The organism is Acaryochloris marina MBIC11017 (genome assembly GCF_000018105.1).
Lineage (GTDB): Bacteria > Cyanobacteriota > Cyanobacteriia > Thermosynechococcales > Thermosynechococcaceae > Acaryochloris > Acaryochloris marina.
Genome location: NC_009925.1, coordinates 89,415 through 109,901, shown reverse-complemented (window position 1 = coordinate 109,901; position 20,487 = coordinate 89,415). Strand labels below are relative to the sequence as shown.

Sequence of the window (20,487 nt, the reverse complement as noted above, 5' to 3'; positions counted from 1 at the left end):
ACTCGATATCAGCAAAAAACCCTTAATTGCAACTTACCCGATGCCCAAAAAACTGATGGCGGCTCTCTACATTTCTTGACAATAAGCCCCCAGACTTACCTATTTACGGCAAAACTGAGGGTTGCTCTGGGGGGTTAGGGGACTGACATTAGCATCCGCCTGGGTCATTCACAGCTCGTTGTCTGAGTTGAGGTAATGTATATTGCGCTCTGGGAGCAAAATTCCGACATTCTCGATAGTTTGGATCACTAACTACGCTGCCTGGACCGAATAACATGACTGATTCACGCCGTTCGGGGTTATTAAACCAAACTCGCCCTGCAGGTGTGGCAACATATCCATAAATTTGTTCTTGGATATCAGCCTGTAAGTCATCTACTGAAGGAACCTCCGTATCGGCATCCATGGTATAGGACCCATGTGTATGGTATGAGGCAAGTACAGTGAAACCGGGAGGTGGATTATTCGGTTCGCAACTATCGGCTCGCCCCCGTCTGGGGGAAGTCCCAGCAAATGGTCCACCTGGGTAAAATCCGAAAAACCCGCAGTATTCAACCCCTTCTCTGATGGAAATGGCTTGGACCATGTCTAAATGATCAGCCGCAACCTCATGGAGTTCTTCTAGCTCACTGTTGGAAGGTTGATAGCGTTGGGCTGAGGCGATGGGTGAGGTCAGAACTAGGAGTGTTGTGCTTAATAGTCCTACAAATTTGGCTCGTCGCTTCAGTTGTTGAGTCATTGTGCTGCTCCTATTTGGCTTGGAATAGAGCGAAGTTTTATTGGCTCTCCTGGTTTGCATCGTTTTGCAGGTCGGGATTGCCTGGATTGGTGTGCTTCGCGATTAAGCCCACTATCCCAAAGTCAAATGGCAGAAAAAATCCTGAAAACTTCAGGTTAATTCAGGAAGTAATTCAGGTTTAGATTGGTGTCTCATTGCACGTACTGGTCTGAATCAACACCCAATCATTGTAGTTGCTGAAGAAGGCCAAGCGGCATCCCCTATTCACTCGTAGAGAAAGAGCCTTTCGGCAGATTATTCAGCTTGTCCCATCAGGGAGAAGGCCGCCCAATCTCTAGGGTCAGGGTGCTGTTCACGGGTTTTTAACATGGCATGGCGAAGGGCTTGGGCTTTATCCGGATTTTGTTGCCAGCGGGTATAGAATTCGGTCATGAGGTTAGCGGTTGGAGCATCGGGAACGGCCCATAGAGACACGATTAAGCTGGGAGCACCTGAAGCCATCAATGCTCGAGATAAGCCGATCACTCCGTCTCCAGTAATGGTCCCCACTCCGGTATTACAGGCGCTTAGAACAACAAGTTCTGCTTGGAGATCAAGATTGAGAATTTCTGATGTGGTGAGGAGGCCGTCGTTTAGTTTGGCAGAAGGGGTGAGTGCGATCGCACCTGGGATACTAAATCCTAAATGCTTCAGTTCCTCTAAAAGACCGTGGGTCGCCAGATGAATCACAGGTGCCTTAGCCATCCGTTCGGTCACCAAGGCTTCAGTTGCATCCGATCCAGTTAGGGCTGATGTGTCCAGAAGTGAGGCAATCTTAACTGCTTCCTGCTCAGCCCCTGGTAAGGGTAGTAGGGGTTCAGCAGGTAGATCCACGCCAGGTGAGATATGGGGCATGTCTGGGTTGCCGACTACCAGTGCTTTTTGAGGACTCTGTTGTAACTGCTGTCGTCGCTGTTTTGTATAATGCAACAGTTGGATTGAAGGAGCTGTGAGCATGGTATGGCGGGCGATCAAAGGGCCGTCTTCTCCTTCAAGGGCAGGGAAGGGCACCATAAATAGCTCACGATAGGGAATAAAGATGACTCGCTCATCAGGATTTTTCGGTAGCAAGTCTGCGATCGGATCAATTAAAATCTGATGAAGCTGCCTCAAATGATCAGGGGACTGAGCCACGGGAAGACCGTCCAATGAAAGAGACATCACATCTGTACCAGCCCCCATTTCCATCGCTTGTCTAGCTTCAGCCACCATTTGAGGGAGGGATTGCTGGGATTGTTCCGATAACTCCTTCAGATCCACTGGTCGCAAAGAGACTAACCCATCTGGCGTGATCACCCAAATTAGGAGTTGTTCTGGCAGCAGAGAATATTCCACTAAAGTGGCTTTTTGACTGCGAGCAATATTGCGAATTTGATCAATCGTAGGTGGGTTAGGCTGCTGGAATTGACTGGAGGAGTCAGCGCCAATGCGAGACGCCAGTAACTCAACAAAGGCCCGGGCGCGGCCTCGTTCAGCAACTTCCAGGGCTTGATCAGGCTTTTCCAAGGCAATTAACGCAGTTTGTAAATAGGAGTAGGTAATCACCTGAGTTTCAAACAAAGAGACTTTGTTGGCATCCGTTAAACCTGGACGCAGCGACTCCCAAATGTCAACCGCCTTTGCTAAAGCCTTACTGGCTTTGGCATAATCTTTTGATTGGAGCCAAGTTTCTCCCATATTGTGTTGAGTCAGTCCCACTCCTGGTTGATTCTCAATGCTTTGATGAATCGATAGGGCTTGCCGAAAAACCTTGAGGGCTTGTTTTTCATTTCCCTTTTGACGGTAGGCTTTACCTAACAGATTGAGGGTGGATGCCATTCCCGCCTGATCCTCAATTTCTGTGGCCACTTCTAAAGCGGACTGCAACACCGTTAGAGCTGCATCCGTTTGTCCAAGTCCAAGTAGAGCTGCTCCTCGCGTTTCCCTAATTAGGCGTTCATGAAAACGCTTATTCGGAAAGGCGGGTGGAATGTTGTCGAACAAACCTTGAGCTTTATCTAGGGCTTTTATTGCTTTGGCCTGTTGTCCTTGACGAATAAACAGCCGGGCTTGCCAACCATAGAGCAATGCTTCTTCCTTAGCATGTTCATATACACCTCCCCCATCTAGCCGAAAAGGGTTTTGATTACGCAGGGAAACTGATGCTTGTTGGAGTAGATCTTGAGCTTTAGCATAGAGGGCTAATCGTTCATAAACGGAAGCTAGACTGGTCAGAGAAACAACGATTCCTGATTCATCGGTAATCTCTTGTCGGAGCTGAAAGGCTTGTTCGTAGGTTGTTAGAGCTTTGGGATAATTGCCCAACTGCTGATGAATATCACCTAAGCGGTTAAGGGTGTCCCCTAGTTTGTGGCGATCGCTATTTTGCTGATATGTGCTTTGTAGGGTTTGAAAACTCTGTAAGGCTAATCGTAAGTTGCCTTGTTGGTATTGTTGCTCAGCAGCTGCAAATTGATCTTGAGCCTCATCACTAAACAAGCAGATGCTACTAGGCGCAACTGGACACAGTTTTTTCTGGATTGGATTCGATAAAACATTGAGGGCGGTGAGCTTCTGTAGTGGCTTTAACATGCTCACATCTTTAATTTGGTTTAGATCTAGAACCACATAACTAAGATTAGGGAGCTTCGCTAGGGGGGATACATCTTCAATTTGATTGCGACCTGCCAGGAGGAAATTCAGATTGGGTAAGTGACTTAAGGGGCTGAGATCCTTGATTTGGTTGTCCGTTAGATTGAGATTGGTTAAATGGGGCAGGGTAGCTAATGGGCTCAGGTCAGATATCTCCTGACCTTGTAAGCTAAGTCCTGGATTGGCCTTCAGCAGTTGTTCAGCCTGCTGGCAATCTGTGGTGTCTAGTTGTTTGAGTAGGGCAGAAATCGTTGCCCTCTGACTGGGTTTGAGTTGAGCACTGTTATTACACCAGTCTGCGAATTGCTGGGAATCTGTAGGGGCCGCTGAGGCCAATGATAGGGGATAGCAAGAAAGCCCAAGGATTAGCAAGCTAGACAGTGTTGGCCAATGAGCCCAGCGATAAAACCGATGCATAGATTCGGATCCCCCATAGTCAGTTCATTTAGGATGCCCGACTCTTCGAGAGTTTTTGTATCTCATGTGTAATATAACTATCACTTCTAAGCCTGAGCTTTGGGAGAAGGACTCGTCAGGCTTGACCTATACTTCGGCAGAAAAGTCTTCTTCTATGTCAATGCAAAGGAGACGAAATAACATACCACAAACTATTTCATACTGAGTGGGAATGCAAGTATCGTGTGGTGTTTATTCCAAAATATTGCCAGAAGTGCATATATAGTAACTCAGGTGCTAGTTGGGGAAATATTCATGAACTGGCCCGTCACCAAGAGAGTGTGATAGAAAAGGCTTCCTGATACCGGGCCATGTTCATATGTTGATTAGTATTCCGCCGAAATACTCTGTATTAAATGTGATGGGTTATATCAAAGGCAAAAGGAGAGTGTTTAGATTTTTGTGTAAGCAGCAGTGTATTCAATAGTTGAATCGTGTTGGGAACAGAATAGCAAAATGGGACAGCGCCGCCTTCCAATTCAGAATTGGTCTGGTCCATCGCTTCGAAATATTCCTCATCGCTAGAAACATCAATTTGTAGACAGACTCTTCATTAGGGAAAACCGCTTTGGTCTTAATCACCTTTCTCAGTGAGCGGTTGAGCGACTCAATGGCATTGGTGGTGTAGATAACCTTACGGATGGCCATTGGGTATTGAAACAACGGGGCAACATTATCCCAATGTCGTATCCAGATTTGGCTAATGCCAGGATACGTCTCGTCCCATTTATGGGCAAATGCATCCAACGCAGCCTCAGACTCTTCCAAAGTGGCCGCTTGGTAAATGGGCTTGAGGTCTGCAGCTACGGCTCGACTTTCCTTCCACGGCACATGGCGAAGGCTATTACGAATAAGATGGACAATACAAACCTGCACCTGGGTCTGAGGGTAGACCGACTCAATCGCTTGAGGAAAACCTTTGAGTCCATCACAGCAAGCAATCAAGATATCCTGAGTTCCTCGATTTTTAAGGTCTGTGAGCACCGAAAGCCAGAATTTTGCTCCCTCTCGTTCAGCGGCTCCTATCCATAATCCCAACAGTTCCTTGTTGCCCTCCACAGTCACTGCCAAAGCGACATAGACAGCTCGCTTGCTGACTTGACCATTGACTTTGATGTTCACATACAGCGCATCAAGATAGACAATCGGATACACCTCATCCAGCGGCCTTGAACGCCAGTCTTTGACCTCTTCCATGACGCTATTGGTGACGTCACTAATCAGAGCTTCAGAGATATTGGCCCCATACAGCTCCACCAATTGGGCTCGAATATCACGGGTGGTCATGCCCCGAGCATATAAGGCGATGATTTTCTCATCGAGCCCTGCGATGCGTCGCTGGCCTTTAGGCACCAGGACAGGCTCAAACTCGCCGCAACGGTCACGAGGAATCGATAGGTCCATCTCTCCTTGTTCAGACTGGACGGTCTTTTTCGAGTAACCATTGCGACTATTTCTGGGGCCATTAGAATTCTCATCACCTGACTGATCGTTGGAGGATTGCTGCAGGTGATGAGTCAATTCACCTGCAAGGGCTCGTTCCACTAGGCGTTTGCTGAGTCGTTTAAGCAGTCCTGATTCGCCCAGAATATCTTCCGGTTGAGGGTTCTCTCCGATGAGTTCATCTAACAGTTCATCGACTCGATTGGGAGCTTTTTTCTTTCTAGACATCGTACGGTCTCCTGATGTGTTTGGATCCTAGACCGCTTACACAAAACTCTGAACAGTCCCGCAAAAGTGCGATTTTATAGAACCTATTTGAAATCTTAAGAACTAGCCGCAAGTCTCTTCAGCATAAGCCTGACGAAGCACAAGTCCATTTTTACTTTTGAATTCACAATTGTTCGGTCAAAGTTCTTAGTCAGGCTTTTACAATGCTCTACCCAAATATTTGAATGCTCAATGACCCACCAGGTTGCAACCGGAACAAAGACCGTTTTCTCTTGAGCCGCTTGTTCTTTTTTCTATTTAAAGGTTGATATGCTCTCGCTGTAATTCAACTTATTCCTATAAAGGAGTCACTAGTAGTCACTTTTTTGCACTGACAAAGATAGATTGAATTGTTTAATATTTTACTGATAATTATCGAAAGATATCTGTATTAAAGTTAGAAGTTTTCTGGAAAATTTAATTTATTGAATCAAAAGTCTATTGAGTTTGATTTGAATGTAAAGGAGATTCTAATGAATAAATATTTATTGACTAGCTTTGCTTGTTTGACTTTGGGTGTATCATTTGCTTCAGGTATTGAGCCTAAAATATCTAAAAATACAATTACAATACAAGAAGCTAAAGCATTTGCAGAATCAAGTAATCGTAATAAAGTTAGATCTAAATTAAGTCAAGGTTGGCAAGTGGTGTGGGGGCATAACTTCACTGAAGGAGACTGGGTAGAAGGTCTTGGAGCAATTAGTACATCAGTTGCTGCAGAAAATCCAGGACCTTTCTTGAAGTGGTTTAATGGAAAAGTAGAGCAAAACTGGGTGAAAATCAACCAAAATTTTCCTGATATCTCAAAGCAATTCTTCAAGCAAATGTTAGTACAGTCTCTACGCGAAAAGAAAGTTATTTTTTATAAAAATCTTGACTTAGATGCTGGCTTTGCAACCTATGACCGTTGGAAAAGAGTTGTTTATCATGAACCTCGTACTAGAAGATGTGGCTGGCGAAAACTTTCTATATGTCCTTACACAGCAAAAGTTGAAAAAAAAGTCAACCTTCCCAACTGGCATCAATTTTATGTCCGCTTTCGTGCAAGACGTTGATAGCTATAATAGACCTCTTGCATAATTCAACTAACGATATGGTAGAGGACTTAAAATTCGAGTCAGATCGCGACATTTTTTGCGTAAATAGCACATCACGAAACGAATATTGCAAGAGGTCTAATATAGGATTATGTTCCTAAATAATTCAGTATATTAATATTAAGAATAAGTAAATTAATAATTGCTTGTCTCAAATACAATTATTAATTTACTTATTCTTGTTGTAGTCGTATTGTGCTCTTTGAATTTGTAATTATCTGTTGTGTTGGTTACTGTTTTTGTTAGACTGGCATAAGACAAAAAGATTAAAATGTATATAGAAGTAGAGGGTTAACCGAATTACCACAGTCCATAGAACCCCCATGACTTAATATAGCGAACTTAAAAGTGCTCTCCAATCTCACCTGAACTGGCATGGTGACTGCTTATCTATTTTGGCCTTAATTCCTACTAGCAATACTCCGGACAGTTTTGTAGTAGCTGGTGAGAAGAAAAGCATCCACCGTGTAGAGTGGAGTTATCCTTTAATAGACTGCACCGATGGATACCCTTAAAGCAATTCTAATGGGTCTGCTGCAATCAGCAGGCCATTTCGCAAACCCCAACAGACGTTTTTGCTGAGCCTGATGACGGCGATTTTCGTCGTTTGTGGCAAAGTCAACTAAACAAACCTCAGCCGTTATAGCCATTTATGCGAGAAAACCTATCGGCGGCAGTTTAATGCGGGTCTGAGTCTGGAGCCTCTTAACAGCGCTCTTATTGAAGAAGTCGCAGCTCCAGAGAGTGAGCAAATTGCAGCCGTCGACTGTACCTTTGTGGAGAAAAGTGGTCACTACACCCATGGAGTAGATTGGTTCTTCAACGGTAAAACCCAACGTGCAGAACGGGGGATTGAGTGGTCTGTCATTGCTATTATTGACCTGGCTCAACACACCGGATATACCCTCTCAGCTCAACAGACCGAAGCTGGATTACAAGCCAAGCCCCCTGAGCCCTCCAGACTAGCCAAGGACAGCCCATCTCCCACTAGCCGAGTTGATTTTTACGTGGGGCATCTCGTTGAGTGTGACTCCTATTTGCCTGAGCGTGTGTGCTATATCGTTGCTGATGGATTTTACAGTAAACGAAAGTGGATCAATGCGGTTGTGCAAATCAACCGACATGCCATTGGTAAGCTCCGCTGCGATGCCAATCTCAAGTTTCTCTATCGCGGTCCGCAAAAGCGCCAAGGGCGTCGTCGTCGATATGCAGCCAAGGTCGAATTAGCAGACCCGAGCAACTTGACGTTTGTCTGTGAACTTGAATCGGGAGACCAGTTGTATATGGCTGTGGTGTGGTCTGTTTCACTCAAGCGGGCGATTCGAATGGCCTATGTGTGCGGACATAAAGACGGCAAACACAGCTATGCCGTTTTGTTCTCAACGGACTTAGACATAGATCCGTATGATATTTATCGCTATTACAGTGCCCGGTTCCAAATTGAGTTTATTTTTCGGGATGCTCGACTGTTTACAGGGCTGACGCATTGTCAAGTGCGTAATGCCAATGCCCTAGATTCACATGTCAATGCCAGCCTATTGGCGCTCAACTTGGCTAAGGCAGCCTGGAGACGTGACTGTCAAAAAGCGGAGCCCAGTCGTTTCTCGATAGCATCGTTCAAACGTTGGGCGCTCAATGAGCATCTGCTCGAGTTATTTATTGACATGTTTGAGTTGGACCCAACTTTGATTAAATCCCACATCAACTACCAGAAACTCCTTAAGTACGGAGCTATCGACCATTAAAACTGTCCGGAGTATTGTACTAGGATTATTCAAAGTCAAAACTGTTAATTTTGAGCGAATTTGCTCTGGATTTTGAAGAGACAGCCCAATCGGAATCAAATTACAAACGTTTGCAACGATTTTTTGTTGGTTTGACATTGACTATCAGCTAAGTAGCCAAGCCTTAAAAATTGTCTGCACGTAAAGGCTCATGAAGCAGCGAGCCGTGATGGGAATCTAAATCGTTCTACTTCATAGTTTCCCGCTTGCGCTCTAGCCTTCACGCCATCCATCACCGCATAGGCTAAATCCAGCTCATGCTCAAACATTTGCCCCCTCAATTGGTGCGCTTTGAGCTGGTGCCACTCTGTTTCTCGGATTCATCTGTGAACAGTATTTGGGCAGAAAGAACAAATAGAGCCCTTGGGTTTGCCACTGTGTCCATTTTTGCTTCGCTTTGTTGCAAGTATGACTAGAGCCATTGTCTTGAACGATGACCCGAATTCGTCCAGTTTTATCCAGTTGTTGTTGGGCCTGGCATGCTTGTTCATCCATTATTTTGATGTAACGGTCGGCATTAAAACTGCCGACAACTAGCCCATAAACAAAGGTCGTCAACGGTTGGAGAAGCCCCAAAATACTGATACGTCTTCCCCTACGTTTAGTCTGTTCCATCCGCTTTTGCTCTCCCTTGAAGAAATAGCTATATTCCACGGGCATCCATAGGCAAAAACCAGACTCATCCAGGTAATACAACTCAATCTCTCCACTCGCTGCTGCCCACTGCAACATCTCTAAATCAGCGAGTTTGATAGCTTTCTTAACGGGGTCTTGCTTATTGCGGTGACTATGACGAGTTCGTTTCCAGATCACCCCCTTTTTTTGAGAATCTGCCGGATGCGGTCTGCACTTAAGTGAACGTTACGCTCCTTCGCCAGTTTCTGGGACAGTTGTTGGCTATTGTAGGTGCGTTCTTCCTGACGCAAACAGGTTTCAAGATACTCGATATCCTCGGGGTGCCACCGTCGCTGAGCACCCGGATGTGGTGCATCCCATAGCCTTCCTAATCCCTTCTGTTGCCAGCGATGAAGGGTTTGGCGAACGGTCCAAACATTACACTGGAATAGTGCTGCAATTTTCGGCTCTCTGGGAATTAGCGTGTAGCAGTCCTACATTTAGTGTGTTTCCTTTTTCATCCCTATGGAATGATCTGAGGTAGTACTTCAGAGCAATGGCGTAATGGATAACTCAATTCGCATCCCGCTCAACCTTCCTGATATTCGAGTTCTAGAGCTATCGAAGACTGAGAGAGGGGATTGGCTCATCAAGATTGAGAGTACGCTTCAAGGAACAACCTGTCATCAATGCGGACGTGAGATTACTGACCTCCATTGTCATGATCAGCCTTTTCGGATTCGTCACCTGCCATTATTTGAAGTCCCCGTTTACTTAGAAATTCGGCCCAAGCGTTATCGATGCAAGTATTGCGATGACCATCCCACAACAACTCAACATTTAGAATGGCACGAACCTCGCAGTCCCAATACAAAAGCATATGAGCGTTGGCTTCTGCGAATCTTGATCAATTCAACGGTCTCAGATGTTGCCAGAAAACTAGGCGTTAGTGAGGATATCGTCAGTGGAATCATTGATCGTTGGATTGCCGCTCAAGTTGACTGGAGCGAATATGCAGACCTCAAAGTTATGGGGATGGATGAGATTTCTCTCAAACGAGGCCATCGTGATTTTGTGGTTTTGATCACGATTCCTACGACGGATGGGGTGGATATATTGGCAGTTCTAGCCGACCGTAAACAGCAGACAGTGGCAAATTTCCTTCAATCGATTCCCATTGATTTACGCCAAACCATTGAGCGCGTCTGTACGGACATGTACCAAGGATTTGTCAGTGCAGTCCGAGAACAATTGCCGCAAGCCAAAATTGTCATTGACCGCTTTCATGTGACCAAAGCCTATCGTAATTGTGCTGATACGGTTCGTAAACGTGAGGTCAAACGTCTACGACGAGAGCTCTCTAAGCAAGAGTATGACAGCATCAAAGGCGCGATGTGGCCTTTTAGAAAACGACCAGAGAATCTGAAAGAGTCAGAGCAACAACTCCTTGAGCGATTGTTTGCTTATTCTCCACAACTGAAACAGGCGTACAACCTCCGAGAGAAACTCACGCAGATATTTGAGGGCAGGTACACCAAGCACGGAGCTAAATGTGCCATCCGTGCTTGGTGTAAACAAGTACTCAAGAGTGACATCAAGGAATTCGATTGTTTTCTGACCACTATCAATAATTGGATGGACGAGATGACCAACTATTTCCTGGAGGGGTGGACCAGTGGTTTTGTGGAAGGATTTAATAACCGAGTCAAAGTCTTAAAAAGACGATGCTACGGTATTTTCGATATTGAAAGACTCTTCCAAAGGATTTCTCTTGACCTCAATGGGTATCAGACATTCGCTGTGACCTAAACACTATATCTAGCGGCTACCACGCTAATTCCCGGAGAGCCCAATTTTCTCTACATACATCCCCTGATGACTCAATCGAATCATTGCGGCTCGATCTTTGACCCGTTGGGGGACTGTTGTTGCTGTCCTCAGTTCAAATAAGGTCTGTTCTTCTGAGCTATTCAATAAAGTACGTAATCGGGCACCCATCCTCACAATCTCCTAAACGATAGTGTGGGTAGATTCATTCAACTTCATCTAATTGAGCTTTTGAACAAGGTTGAGCTACTTATAGAGTATATTTTGATGTACAGTTAACAGTTTTTTAAGTTTAGTCTTTGATTTAGGCCACAGAACTGATTATTTCAAGTTTTTTGCTTAGATCTGTGAGTTGCAAATTGATCTGACCAGAATGGCTTTTCAAATAGAACTAAGGAGGTTAAGAAATCTTGATTCTTTAGGGGCAATGATTGATTTAGAGTCAAAAAAGCTTGCATTACCCTCTACGTACTATGCACCACTTCAACAAGTTTTTTCCTCGTCTCATCAGTTTGATTTGTCTAGCTTGGATGCTATTGGCAATACCTGCGATCGCAACACCGATCTGGAGCTATGAAGGCACATCTGATCCCGGGCATTGGTCAGAATTACAGTCCGATTATTCCCTCTGTGCAACGGGGCAGTCACAGTCACCGATCAACTTGCGATCGCAAGATCTCAGCAGCAATCACGAAACCTTAAATGTGGACTATCACGCTTCTCCATTGGATGAAGTCAATAATGGGCGCACAGTAACCGTAAACTACGCCGCCGGGAATACCCTAACCGTGAATAATCAAACCTATGAATTAGTCCAGTTTCATTTCCACGCTCCGAGTGAACACCGGATTAACAATAAATCCAGCGCCATGGAAATGCACCTGGTGCATAAAAATGCAGCAGATGAGTTAGCGGTGCTGGGGGTCATGATTCAGCCAGGGGCTGCTAATCCCTTATTGGATGAGATTTGGGAGAATATGCCTGCGGTGGAAGAAGAGAATGCACCTAATTTAGAGATTGACGTTCGTTCGCTACTGCCCCGCGATCGCAGTTTTTACCATTACCAAGGATCCCTGACGACTCCCCCCTGTAGTGAGTCCGTCAATTGGGCCATCCTTAAGCAACCCATTCAAGCCTCTCGCCAGCAAATCAGTACCTTTAAGTCCCAGTTTCACGCAAATGCTAGACCAGTTCAAGCTCTCAATAACCGATCCATTCAGTTTTCTGATTCTTTAAGTTAATTGAACATCCTCAACCAACCTAACGGAAATGTCCCTAAGCTAACGGAACAATAAGCACCATCTCTGTAATTAAGATGAATCGCTTCAAAAGGGGGACAAAGAATGATCCAGTTAGGGCGAGAGATTACGAGCGAACTCCAAATCGCCTCCACCCGGGAATGGCTCGTGACCAATGGGATCGGCGGATATGCCGCTGGAACCGTGGCGGGCCTGCTTACCCGGCGATATCATGGGTTGCTCATTGCAGCCTTGAATCCGCCATTGGAGCGAACCCTCTTACTCTCCAAACTGGAGGAAACGGCTCTTTATAACGGTGAGCTGTTTGAACTCTCTACAAATCAATGGGCAGATGGGAGTGTAACCCCCCAAGGCTATCGCTATTTGGAGAAATTTGAGTTAGAAGGAACGGTGCCTTGTTGGTCCTATGCCCTGGCAGATGCTCTACTGGAAAAAAGGGTGTGGATGCAGCAGGGCGAGAATACGACCTATATCTACTATCAGCTTCAGCGGGGTAGTGGTCCCGTTGCCTTATCTGTTAAAGCCTTAATTAATTATCGGGATCACCATAGTCAAACCCATTCCCATCAATGGCAAATGCAGACTCAGTCCGTTGCCCAGGGCATTCGAATTAAGGCGAATGATACGGCGACCCCCTTTTATTTATTGGTCAGCCAGGGAGGCTTAGTTACGCAACACCAGTGGTATCAAGGGTTTGAACTGGGGCTTGAGCAATACCGAGGATTAGATGATCAAGATAATCATCTACACATCACCACTTTAGAGGTCGTTCTTAACCCCGGTGATAGCCTGACGGTGGTTGCCAGTACTCTACCTCAGGCCAATTTAGATGGAGCTACCGCCTTACTGGAGCGCCGCTTTTATGAGGAAATGATTCGCGGGGAGCTGGACGTCCCCGCATCCCCAATGCCCCAATGGATTCAGCAATTAGCCTTAGCGGCTGATCAGTTTATTGTGAATCGACCCTTAGCTGAAGAACCCGAGGGAAAAACGATAATTGCAGGCTATCCCTGGTTTGGGGATTGGGGGCGAGATACCATGATTAGCCTCCCTGGCCTCACGATTTCGACGGGGAGACCTCGAATCGCCCGAACAATCATTCGCACCTTTGCCCGGTATCTAAATCAGGGGATGCTACCTAATGTCTTTCCAGAGGTGGGAAAGCTACCGGATTACAATACCGTTGATGCGATTCTCTGGTACTTTGAAGCCATCCGCATCTACACTGTGGCGATCCAAGATAATGAACTACTGGAAGAGTTATTCCCAGTGTTGGTAAGGGTGATTGATTGGCATCGGCAAGGAACGCGCTACCAAATCCATGTGGATACAGATGGGCTGCTCTATGCCGGGGAGGAGGGGGCACAACTGACCTGGATGGATGCCAAAATTGGGGATTGGGTGGTCACTCCAAGAATGGGAAAACCCATTGAAATTAATGCGCTATGGTATAACGCCCTGCGAAGTATGGAACGGTTTGCTCAACAGCTCGGCCAGCCCCAACAGGTTTATCGAGACATGGCTCAACTCATGGTGGAAGGGTTCCAAAGATTTTGGCAGCCTTCCCAAGGCTACTGTGCCGATGTAATTGATGGTCCCCAGGGAGATGACCTCACCTTGCGACCCAATCAAATCTTTGCCGTATCGCTCCCTCTTGTCTCGGGAGCAGCAGATCATCCGGCGTTGCTAACAGATGAGCAGCAACAGGCGGTGGTTGAGACCTGTGGACGCTATTTACTCACATCTTATGGGTTGCGGTCCCTCTCCCCGGACGATCCTCAATACCAAGGAACTTATGGGGGGGATCAAGTGAAACGAGATAGTCGATATCATCAAGGGACCGTATGGGGTTGGCTCTTAGGACCCTACGTTCAAGCTCATTACCGAGTCTATAAAAACCCTCAACAAGCCCTATCCTTGCTGAACCCCATTGCCAATCATCTTCAGACCCACGGTTTGGGCAGTATTAGTGAAATTTTTGATGGCGACCCACCGTTTTATCCCCGAGGCTGTTTCACCCAAGCTTGGTCCGTTGCCGAAATTCTGAGGGCCTGGATGGATATTTCCCAGCAGCAATACTAATTTTATGCGGTCAATTGCTCAGGCTCTAACCAGAAAATCTTTCCAAACCCACCAATAAAGCGAATCCGCACCGGCGTAATCTCATAGAGCTGAAAGCCATGGGTGTTCTGATATCCTTCAGACTCAGGAAACCGCTGAAAATAGCGTTGGTACTTCGCTTCGTTCTCAGCGCCCGTTGTTTCTAATGGTGTTGCTCGTCCCAGAATACTGGCACGTCCATGCTTTTGTGGATCCTCGGACCCATCCTGCAAATTTTCCAGGATGATTAGAGAGACGCGATTATCATTAATGATGTTTTTAGTGTGTTGGGCTAAATTGCTGATAAAAATTAGAGGATGATAGGATTCCGTCAAGCTATAGGGGGTGACAGACCCAAAGGGAAAACCTTCCACAGCTACTGATGTTGTAGACAGGACACCAAAGCTCTGTTGTTCAATGAGTTTCTTGACTGCTGTTGCTTCTGTAGACATGGGGCCACCTCCCGTTGTGTGCAATCCAACCTTCATCTTAGGCACAAAAGCAGTAAATAACTATGAAGAGAGACTACCTTTTTTGACTCCGGTTTTTTTATGAGACTCCAACATGGGAAGTAAAAGGCTTACTCAACGGAAAATCTGATATGCAACCCAAGGGTTGATAACAGCAAATGGTGATTTCAGCTGGTGGATAACTTCTAGGAACAATGTATACAAACGTGGATCTTCAGATGCCTTTTCAAGAAGACGTTCGTTGTATTTGGCAATAAACTTACTAAGTCCACTTGGAGCAATTCTATTTTTGGTACTTAGAAAACGAGAATCTTGAGATGTTGCATACATCCAGGCGAGAGTGTTAGACTTTGCAAGCTTTTTTTGAAATTTAGAACTACACAAATCTTTCCCTCGAGATTGCTCAAGCCAACCTTTTAAGACTAACGAAGCTTCTGCGCTAAGGGTCATACCTTGGCCATAGACTGGACAGAGGGAACAGACAGAATCGCCTAATGCAATCAAATTTTGGGGAAGAGGAGTGTTCTCATAATGTCTTAACCGATTGGAATTTGCTCTATACAAATAAATCTCAGATGCAGGCTTAGCAAGCTTGATGGCCTGATAGAATTTGTCACTCGCCAAAGTTTTTGCATAGTCTATATAACCTTGATCATCATTTGGAGGAAATTCACCTCCAAATCCTCCAAGTGTTGTTAGCCACTGATCATTCTCAATAAATGCAATGTAGCCTCGGCGGGGATTGTGAGGTGGGGTATGAGAAATTGACAATACTTGCCAATCAACATGAAAGTCCTTGGGTTGCTCATATAGTCGGGTAGCGTAGCCTAAAAAAGGATCAATAACAGTCTCGGAGGGTTTCTGGAAACCTGCCTTATCTAACCACTGAGGCAGTCTGGATTTATGACCACTAGCATCAATCACCAACTGGCCCAGAATGGGTACAGTAACCTGACCATCATTAACTTCTACACCAGTAACAATACCAGCGCTGGGATCTGCAAGGAGTCCAGTGGCTCGATGCTTTTCCAGTAGTTTGATATTACTAATCGAAAATGTTAATTTTCGAATCGCCCACTCTAAAAGGGGGCGACTACAAGAAAAAGAGGTAAACTCAGTTTCTTCATGGGCTTGAGTAAACCACTTTCCATTTAAAAAAAGGTGTAAATCTGCAGCCCAATTAATTTTTACTCCACCTTTAGAAATCAATTCACCTTCAATTGTGGGATAAAGTTTTTGAAGGATTCGGTATCCTTTGGCAAACAGAATATGAGGATGGATAGACTGCGCAACGCCGGGTCGAGGAAAAGGACTTATAGGGAGTTGATCAGCTTCAATAACAATAACTTGATCAAAATACTCTGACAAAACGCGCGCACTGAGAAGACCAGCAATGCTTCCACCTAGAACAATCGCCTGACTCCCTGAATCTTTCTTTGAGTTGCTGACCATAGGCTTATGATGACTTAATGGCAATATTTTTATGGTGTTGGATGATTTTTTCGCATGACGAAATGGATAACTCGCTTGTGTTTAATCCTTCGAGGTTTTGTTGCTTATAATTTTTTTGATCCCAGTGTTAGCTTATACTGGACAACTCATTGGAGCAAATCGATGAACTTGTTTGCTCAGAATGGCCAAACTTTATTCATTACAGCCAAATAGCTCCAACGAGTGCTTTTCTTCGGTTTTTTATTCGCTGCCATTTAATGGATTGAACTGATTACAATCCAATCCAAACTTTGTTCTTGGCTATGCACTAATTGATTGTAAGTGCTGATAATGCCAATAACTGTTAGAGTAGCGCCCAAGCTAAAAAACGTTCCGTATAGTAGAGGGCAAACTGGTTGCTAACACCACTAAAAACTGCATCAAATGCGTGCTCTGCCCATGGAATGTCAAGCATGACAACTATATTTTTCTCGGATTGAAGTTTTTTGAGCATTTTTCGACCATATTTTACTTCTACAAGATGATCTTGCGCTCCATAAACTAGCAAAGTAGGAGGAAGATTGGGCTTGACGGCATGAATAGGTGAGGCTTGTCTGTATTTCTCAGGAAATTGTTTGGGATCACCTCCAATGAACGACCTCAACACTGATTTGACATCAATAGGGTCCGGGAAAGGGGGATCATAATAGCTTTTTGCTAATTCGACAGGACTGTAATAACTAACTACTGCTCGAATAGGAAGATCGCTGTTCTTAAAAGCAGCCAATGTTGCCAGGTGACCCCCAGCAGAGCGCCCCAATAATGCCACTCGATTTGGATCTGTCTCGTAATCCAATGCGTGATCTTTGATAAAAGTGAGAGCTGTTTGCACATCTTCCAGTTGAGCAGGAAATTTGTAGTGGGGGGCATGTCGATAGGAAATGGCCCAAACGACGTAACCCCGAGCTGCGAGATACTGACTGAATTGGCTGTTGCTGTTAGGGCTCCCTGTCCGCCATGCCCCTCCGTAAATCACAACAATGCCTGGATAGAGCCCTGGCTGGGGAGGGCGGTAAAGATTGAGTTTTAGGGTCTGTCCATCGGGCTGAGCAAAGGGAATCCCCAAATCTTGACGGATATCTCCCAGGGGGATTTGGCGAATAAAGTCGAGAAGACTAAAAGGATGGGGGCGGAGTTGGGCTTGCTGGGCTGGCGATAATTTAGCTAAATAATCTTTGCCTAGGTTGGTTTGCATTGCCCCATTCGCTTGTTGAATGGCCCTAGGAAGTTGAATCAGGGGCAAGCTACTCAACACTAATCCCAACAGGCCTCCTACCATCATGATCCGAAAGGCGGTCTTGCGGCTGTGGTAAAACAGCGTGAGCAAGAGTGCTATCGCATTTAGTACCATTAACGCTGGACTAATTTCAGGGGCTCCAACTCCCAGGGGAAGTAACGAAAATGTGGGAGCTGGAACGACTATCCAGAGACTGAGAAATAGCCCGATCCCAATGAGAAGTTGTAACAATCGATAGAACATAGTTGTCTCTGAAATGAGGTTAAAAGTGAAATGAGGCAAAATGCCCAAAGGGGATCGGTTCAATGATCTTAGGGTGATTTAGCATGGAGAGATAAATCGAGATGGGAGTGCTTATGCCCTATAGCTTGCAGTCCGGAATCGCATCAGCATTGCTCGCATTAACGACAGCGACTCAATGTGCTGACGTTGATTTGTGGTCTCAATTTCCGATTTCTATCCCTCCAACCGTTTCTTCTACACAACTATGCCCCTTTCAAGGCACTGAACTTACGCTTCGAATGGGAGAAGCCTACGAAGACAAGATATCTCGTGAGCAAGCCTTTGACCAAGTTCAAACGGTTTTAAGGGAGCGATTGTTGAATCTGGGACAGGTATCGGTTGGTTTTATCCCCCTGCCCCCCGATCAATTTTTAATTCAGCTGCCTAGTCAGCTGGATCAACGCCAAGCTTTGCAGCGAATCACTCAGCGATCTCATTTAACGTTTCGTCTACACAATCCAACGACTCCTCAAACCGAATCCCTGATACTTCAAAAGATAGAGCTTCAACCTAAATTGGACGCAAAGTCATCCGATCTCCGTCAAATTGAAAAGCAGCTAGCCCAGATCTACAAAAAACTATATGGCCCGCCCGTGTTAACCGATAAGAATTTGATTGATGCATCGTACCAGATTGCTTCTGTGGGGCATCTTTGGGATGTCACGCTCCGGTTTGATGCCCAAGGTGCTGAACAATTTGAGCAAATCACTCAGAAAATGGCTGGTACCCAGCGACCCATCGGCTTTTTTCTGGACGATCAACTATTAAGTGAAGCAACTGTTTCCTCTCAGTTTGCTAAAACAGGGATTTCTGGGGGAGCTGCGGTCATTACTGGCAACTTTGATTTGGAGACGGCAAAAAACTTGGCCTTCCAGTTGAAAGAAGGTAGCTTGCCTGCACCGATCACGGTTTTAAAAATAGAAGCTGTACAGACGGAACAATGCCCTTCTACCCCCCAGGTCTAGGAAGCTGCCAGTTTCTAGGAACTGATAAGCTCTGGAGGCAAGTTCAGTCCATCGATACTTTGGAAAAAGGAAGTGAGTTTAGCCGAAATACTGGCCACACCTCCCTCTACATTGGATTCAATATTTAGAGGTAAAACGGGATCGTGGAGTGATAATCGCAGTAACAACCAGCCTTGCTCTGAGGGCGAGTTTAAGGCGATCCGAATCCCTTCATAGTTATTGGGAACGATCTGCCAGTCTGTTTGTTGACCAGCAAATTCTTCTAACTTAGAAATCACCGAGTTGCCATGGGCTTTAAAATCATCCGTCTGGATCTTGATGCGATATTCTTCACTTTCCTGAGGTTCTGTGAGGTTGGCGATCAAGTCCGTGATGTTGCGACCTGCCATCTTAGACTTAGCCAGTTCGACAAGCAGTTTACTGATCAAATAAGCCCCATCATCCAGAAAATAGTTCTCCTTCATCGCCCCGTGACCGGAGGTCTCAATGGCTAACCAAGATTCTTGACCAGATTGGTTTAAGCGAACGGACTCATTGATCACATTTTTGTAGCCCCGCTTAAACCGATGATGGACGCCGCCTAACTCATCTCCAATAAATTGGGAGAGCCCATCGGAGGTAATGGAATCCGTAACAATGGTGGAGCCCGGATGTTCTCTCAATACCACAGCAGAGATCAAGGCAATTAGCCGATTGCGATTGAGGTCTTGACCCAAATGATCGACAGCAGCAGCCCGATCAACATCTGTATCGAAAATAATGCCAAAGTCAGCCTGCTGTTCTGTTACGGCTTGGCAAATGGCCGCCATTGCTTCTTTGTTCTCAGGATTTGGAATATGGTTGGGGAACGTGCCATCTGGGTCTAAGAATTGACTGCCCGTTATATCTGCTCCCAGGGGCTTTAAGACTTGCTCCGCATAAAACCCTCCAGCTCCATTGCCAGCATCGACCACAATGTGGAGCCCTTGCAAGGGTTGCTCAAACTGATCTGGATGATTAACGGCTGCGCGAATCTGGCTGACGAGTTCTGCTGCGTACACGCCAATAAAGTTATGCTCAGACACCTGACCCGGATCTGCAGCTTTTTCAAATGTCTGCTCAGCAGCCAGACTGAGGATTTGGGTGATATCGCCTTTGCCTAGGCCCCCTTGGGCGGTAAAGAACTTGAGGCCATTGCGATTAAAGGGCAAATGACTGGCGGTTAGCATAATAGCCCCATCACAGTTAAAGCCATCGGTAACCGTGCTTTTAAACATGGCTGGGGTGGAGGCTAACCCAAAGTTATAGCCGTTACTCCCCATTTTGGTAATTCCGGCCAGAACAGCGTCCATCAAAGTGGGGCCAGAAATGCGGCTATCTCGACCCACACCAACGGTTAGTTCACTAGTAGATTTATTCAGAGTTTGGGAGAGCCAATGGACAAAAGCCATTCCTAGGATCTGGGCGATCTCTGGGGTTAGGTTTACGGCTTCCCCTTCAACCCCCTCTAATGCAACGCCTCGAATATCTGAACCATTCTGAAGTTGAGGCCAGTTAAATGCGGTCAGGGTCATATGCGATCGCAAGTTCAGTACAACCCCCATCATGCCCCGAGAAAATGATCCCCCGTAAAATATACAGCTTTGATTAATAGTCGAGAACGAACAGGTTTAGGCAGCGAGAGAGAAGCAAGTATGATCTCAAATTCTGCATGAAACAAGATTCCCAGATTTGAGAGGTTTTGAACCCCTAGATTTTTATCCGTGCAATACCAGAAAGGGATATATCTTCTTATTTTAAGGAGGA

General features: G+C 45.7%; 14 protein-coding genes and 3 pseudogenes. 7 read left to right on the top strand and 10 right to left on the bottom strand.

Going from position 1 to position 20,487, the window contains the following annotated elements:
• Window positions 1–148: 148 nt before the first annotated feature.
• Together AM1_RS00465 and AM1_RS00460 are read right to left on the bottom strand one after the other, a co-directional pair.
• A complete protein-coding gene (locus AM1_RS00465) occupies window positions 149–739 on the bottom strand; it encodes a DUF4329 domain-containing protein (RefSeq protein ID WP_012160812.1) in 591 nt (196 codons plus the stop codon).
• A 294-nt stretch (window positions 740–1,033) separates the two neighbouring features.
• Entirely contained in the window at window positions 1,034–3,826 is a 2,793-nt protein-coding gene (locus tag AM1_RS00460) for a CHAT domain-containing protein (protein WP_012160811.1), read from the bottom strand.
• A gap of 176 nt (window positions 3,827–4,002) precedes the next feature.
• Here AM1_RS00460 and tnpA point away from each other — a divergent pair.
• Window positions 4,003–4,259: pseudogene (gene tnpA, locus AM1_RS42960) on the top strand (IS200/IS605 family transposase); the annotation flags it as partial.
• A 26-nt stretch (window positions 4,260–4,285) separates the two neighbouring features.
• On the opposite strand, the gene AM1_RS00455 reads toward tnpA, so the two are convergent.
• The gene (locus tag AM1_RS00455) at window positions 4,286–5,536 is read right to left on the bottom strand and encodes an IS256-like element ISAcma7 family transposase (protein ID WP_012160773.1); all 1,251 of its coding nucleotides are present in this window, start codon (window positions 5,534–5,536) and stop codon (window positions 4,286–4,288) included.
• A gap of 512 nt (window positions 5,537–6,048) precedes the next feature.
• On the opposite strand from AM1_RS00455, the gene AM1_RS00450 reads away from it, so the two are divergent.
• A complete protein-coding gene (locus tag AM1_RS00450) occupies window positions 6,049–6,630 on the top strand; it encodes a hypothetical protein (RefSeq protein ID WP_012160809.1) in 582 nt (193 codons plus the stop codon).
• A gap of 527 nt (window positions 6,631–7,157) precedes the next feature.
• On the opposite strand, the gene AM1_RS41940 is transcribed toward AM1_RS00450, so the two are convergent.
• Window positions 7,158–7,322 carry a hypothetical protein gene (locus AM1_RS41940; protein WP_012160808.1) on the bottom strand — a complete coding sequence of 55 codons (165 nt, stop codon included), beginning with the start codon at window positions 7,320–7,322 and terminating at the stop codon, window positions 7,158–7,160.
• A 126-nt stretch (window positions 7,323–7,448) separates the two neighbouring features.
• On the opposite strand from AM1_RS41940, the gene AM1_RS00445 reads away from it, so the two are divergent.
• Window positions 7,449–8,417, top strand: coding sequence for an IS4-like element ISAcma11 family transposase (locus AM1_RS00445; protein WP_012160807.1), 969 nt, complete (start codon window positions 7,449–7,451; stop codon window positions 8,415–8,417).
• A gap of 300 nt (window positions 8,418–8,717) precedes the next feature.
• Here AM1_RS00445 and AM1_RS00440 read toward each other — a convergent pair.
• A pseudogene (locus AM1_RS00440) lies at window positions 8,718–9,535 on the bottom strand (IS630-like element ISAcma27 family transposase); the annotation flags it as partial.
• Between the two features lie 100 nt (window positions 9,536–9,635).
• On the opposite strand from AM1_RS00440, the gene AM1_RS00435 reads away from it, so the two are divergent.
• Window positions 9,636–10,880, top strand: a complete 1,245-nt coding sequence (locus tag AM1_RS00435; RefSeq protein ID WP_012160803.1) for an ISL3-like element ISAcma10 family transposase — start codon at window positions 9,636–9,638, stop codon at window positions 10,878–10,880.
• Between the two features lie 42 nt (window positions 10,881–10,922).
• On the opposite strand, the pseudogene AM1_RS40710 reads toward AM1_RS00435, so the two are convergent.
• Window positions 10,923–11,069, bottom strand: a pseudogene (locus AM1_RS40710) (IS630-like element ISAcma27 family transposase); the annotation flags it as partial.
• A 302-nt stretch (window positions 11,070–11,371) separates the two neighbouring features.
• On the opposite strand from AM1_RS40710, the gene AM1_RS00425 reads away from it, so the two are divergent.
• Window positions 11,372–12,139 carry a carbonic anhydrase gene (locus tag AM1_RS00425; protein WP_041658435.1) on the top strand — a complete coding sequence of 256 codons (768 nt, stop codon included), beginning with the start codon at window positions 11,372–11,374 and terminating at the stop codon, window positions 12,137–12,139.
• Between the two features lie 102 nt (window positions 12,140–12,241).
• Complete coding sequence (locus AM1_RS00420) at window positions 12,242–14,239, top strand: amylo-alpha-1,6-glucosidase (protein ID WP_012160798.1); 1,998 nt, start codon at window positions 12,242–12,244, stop codon at window positions 14,237–14,239.
• Window positions 14,240–14,241: 2 nt separating this feature from the next.
• Here AM1_RS00420 and AM1_RS00415 read toward each other — a convergent pair whose 3' ends face one another.
• The 3 genes from AM1_RS00415 to AM1_RS00405 all read right to left on the bottom strand — a co-directional run bounded on the left by AM1_RS00415 (window position 14,242) and on the right by AM1_RS00405 (window position 17,698).
• The gene (locus AM1_RS00415; protein ID WP_012160797.1) at window positions 14,242–14,709 is read right to left on the bottom strand and encodes a HugZ family pyridoxamine 5'-phosphate oxidase; all 468 of its coding nucleotides are present in this window, start codon (window positions 14,707–14,709) and stop codon (window positions 14,242–14,244) included.
• A gap of 132 nt (window positions 14,710–14,841) precedes the next feature.
• Window positions 14,842–16,179 (bottom strand): FAD-dependent oxidoreductase, encoded by a 1,338-nt coding sequence (locus AM1_RS00410; RefSeq protein ID WP_012160796.1) that lies wholly within the window; start codon window positions 16,177–16,179, stop codon window positions 14,842–14,844.
• Between the two features lie 343 nt (window positions 16,180–16,522).
• Window positions 16,523–17,698, bottom strand: coding sequence for an alpha/beta hydrolase (locus AM1_RS00405; protein ID WP_012160794.1), 1,176 nt, complete (start codon window positions 17,696–17,698; stop codon window positions 16,523–16,525).
• Window positions 17,699–17,811: 113 nt separating this feature from the next.
• On the opposite strand from AM1_RS00405, the gene AM1_RS00400 reads away from it, so the two are divergent.
• Window positions 17,812–18,702: a preprotein translocase subunit SecD gene (locus tag AM1_RS00400; RefSeq protein WP_238549127.1), complete on the top strand. Its 891-nt coding sequence runs from the start codon at window positions 17,812–17,814 to the stop codon at window positions 18,700–18,702.
• 14 nt (window positions 18,703–18,716) lie between these two features.
• Here AM1_RS00400 and AM1_RS00395 read toward each other — a convergent pair whose 3' ends face one another.
• Window positions 18,717–20,255 (bottom strand): phosphohexomutase domain-containing protein, encoded by a 1,539-nt coding sequence (locus AM1_RS00395; protein ID WP_012160792.1) that lies wholly within the window; start codon window positions 20,253–20,255, stop codon window positions 18,717–18,719.
• Window positions 20,256–20,487: the final 232 nt, after the last annotated feature.